The organism is Psychroflexus sp. S27 (assembly GCF_002810405.1).
GTDB lineage: Bacteria > Bacteroidota > Bacteroidia > Flavobacteriales > Flavobacteriaceae > Psychroflexus > Psychroflexus halocasei_A.
This window is the reverse complement of record NZ_NEXQ01000012.1, coordinates 1-2,996: the sequence shown is the minus strand read 5'-3', so window position 1 is coordinate 2,996 and position 2,996 is coordinate 1. Positions and strand designations below refer to the sequence as shown.

Sequence of the window (2,996 nt, the reverse complement as noted above, 5' to 3'; positions counted from 1 at the left end):
ATACAGAAGTTGGAGGTGAAATGGTTTTTCAATACTATGACGCATCAACGGGAGATTATGTAACAATAAACCTCGATGAGTTAGTAAGTGAACTTGAAACCAATACGTTTATCCGTAAAGTAGATGCTTATATTGATACTAATGGAGATGATATTCCTACTACTTACTATTATTTCTCTGAAGAGGCTATTAAAGATTGGATGGCATTAGATCCAACTGCGAATACCGATGCAGAAGCAAACATGGAGGTTACTGAGCCTGGAGTTATTGCGATAAATGTAGTTGGCGATGTAGTTGAGAATTTCGAATATATCCTTGAGCAAGAAATTACATACGAAGGAGAGCAAGTGACAATCGAAGAAATTATCCAAATGATTTCATCTGAAGTAGATGGGAATGTAATTTATACAGAAGTTGGAGGTGAAATGGTTTTTCAATACTATGACGCATCAACGGGAGATTATGTGACGATTGATTTAGGTACTTTAGTTACAGACTTAGAAACCAAAACTAAAATAACACGTGCTTCTATAGCTGCAGATGGTGAAACACCTAATTATGGTGATACAGTAGAGACAGATCCGACAGTGGCAGGTCAAATTCTTTATAAGTATGAATCTGAGGACGGTATCGATTATCTTAATATTACTGAAGATATGCTTTTTGCTATAGAGAATAATAATGAAGTAAGAAATACGATAAATGATATTCTTAATGAAGGTGGAAATGTGCTTTTTGGTGATGTGACGATTGGTACAGAAAATTATACTGATGTACTGTATTATTTTGATGTAAACGGAGATCCACAACTTATAGATGTTGCTAAGACTTTAATACAAAATCTTATTGATAATTCTACACAACTCCAAGAGTTGAAAAATTTATTAGGAGACAAATACGAAGATAACAGTATTATCTATACAGGCGATACCATAAACGGTGACCCAGTAGCTGGTTTTAAAACTACTACAACTATTGGAGCACATACTGCAGTAACTTCTGGAGTTACTCTTCCAGTGACACCATTAGGAGTGATTTCTATTTCTCTGTATCAAAACGGAAACTTGATAACGAACTCAACAACCGACCATGTTATCACTGGAAGTGATATAGATTTCAATATCGGAATTGGTAACCACTACCAAGTATTACCAGCAGGGGAATACGAAGTTATTATCGAGTTTACAGTAGCACCATAAACCTAAACATTATTTAAAATAAAATTCTCCCTGTTTTTGCAGGGAGTATAAACATAGTGCTATGGATGCAGCTACGATTTGAATTAAAATATATAGTCTTGAATTATAGAGTTATACCTAAGCTAGAAAGTATTTGACAATGAATATATCTTTACGAAAATTATTTTCCCAGAGTAAAACCATGCGGGCTCTAGGAATCTTACTTCTTTTAACTGCTTGGATGCCAATACAGAGTGTTGCGCAGACAAAGGTTTTGGCGAATGAAGTAACGTATACGAGCGGGAATGACAAGATGACTTCTTTAGTAGGTTGTGGCCCATTACTTTTAAATCCTTGTTATGCTCCCACAGTAGAAAACCCAAATAATGCATTAGCAAACGATAATAATTATGCTAGGCTTTTAGCTTCTCCAGGTCTTGCTTTAGATCTTGGATCTTACAAAGGAGTTATCGAACTAAAATTCGCACAAACTTTACCTGCAGATACTTGGTCTTATGTGCGTATGGAAGGAGATTCTGAACTTTTTAAAGCACTCTTGGGTGGAAGCTTAGGTAATCTTTTAGGTGATGTACTTGGGTATGTACTTATCGGAAACCAAGAAGTTATTATTGATGCCCGTATGGGGGGAACAACCGTATTATCCCGTTCAAGTACACAAGGTTTTGGGACAGATCGTGTAAAACTGATACAAGATGGAGATGGGAATAACTATCTCGCCATCCGGCCTGCGAGCGATTACGACCGATTACGTATTACTAACCAAACTGGCTCGTTATTAGGACTTGGAATTGAAAAAACATTAGACATTTACAACGCTTTCTATTATGAAGACATTGGCAATGACTGCGATCGTCCGTTTGCCACTTCTTTCGATGGTGGTGGTGGCATTGGATTGGAAGTAGGTGATTTAAACGATCAAAACCTTGGAAATGCTATAGATAATGATGAAAATAGTTTTTCACGTTTAAAATCCTCTTCCGTTTTAAATTTAAATGTAGCAAGTACGCTTTCACAATACTTCTACTTTCCAACCACTTCAGCAGAAACTACTACAGCAAACATCAAGTTAGCTTTAGGTTCTGGAGGTTTAGTAAATACCGATTTATTGGGGGCTATAGAAATTATCTTTTTCGAAGATAATACCATAGTAAGTAGAAGATCATTACAAAGCAGCTTACTTAATAATACAAACGCACTAACTTTATTAGATAGCGGAGAACCAGTTACTTTAACTTTTGCTCCAGGCAAGGCTTTTGATCGTATTGCGATTAAGTTAAACTCTCCGGTTGGCGTAAACTTATTAGGAAATGGGGTTAAAATCTATGACGTACAACGTTATGATGATATCGCAGGATGCCCAAACCCATTAATCGCAGCTATACCATCAGCAACCAACAATCCGTTCGACAACCCAACTTGTGCAAGTGGGCTTATAGACTTCGAAAATGTGGACTTCGCACAACGCGCAGTTGATGGTAATAACGAGTCCTATGCTACTATCTATGCCGATGCTGGTAATTTATTAGTAAGTGGTCCAACAGAAGGTTTTATAGAAATGGATTTAGGCAATGTTCCTGCTAATAAAACGACCTACGTACGTATTAATTATGATGATGATGTTTTAGATAGACTGCTAGGTGGAAGCCTGGGTAAATTAGTGGGCGATTTGGCCAACAATCTTTTGTTGGGCAATCAGTATATTCAAGTGGAAGCCCTCGATGGTTCCAATATTGTCTTGAACGAAAATAGTTCAGATGCTTTTGAAGGACAAGCCAATGGCGTGGTTTCGCTTGTAGA

At 37.0% G+C, this 2,996-nt stretch carries 2 pseudogenes; both read left to right on the top strand.

Annotated features, from left to right (window positions below):
• Positions 1 to 1,199, top strand: a pseudogene (locus CAP47_RS12345) (hypothetical protein); the annotation flags it as partial.
• Positions 1,200 to 1,338: 139 nt separating this feature from the next.
• Positions 1,339 to 2,996 (top strand): annotated as a pseudogene (locus tag CAP47_RS02085) (DUF11 domain-containing protein); the annotation flags it as partial.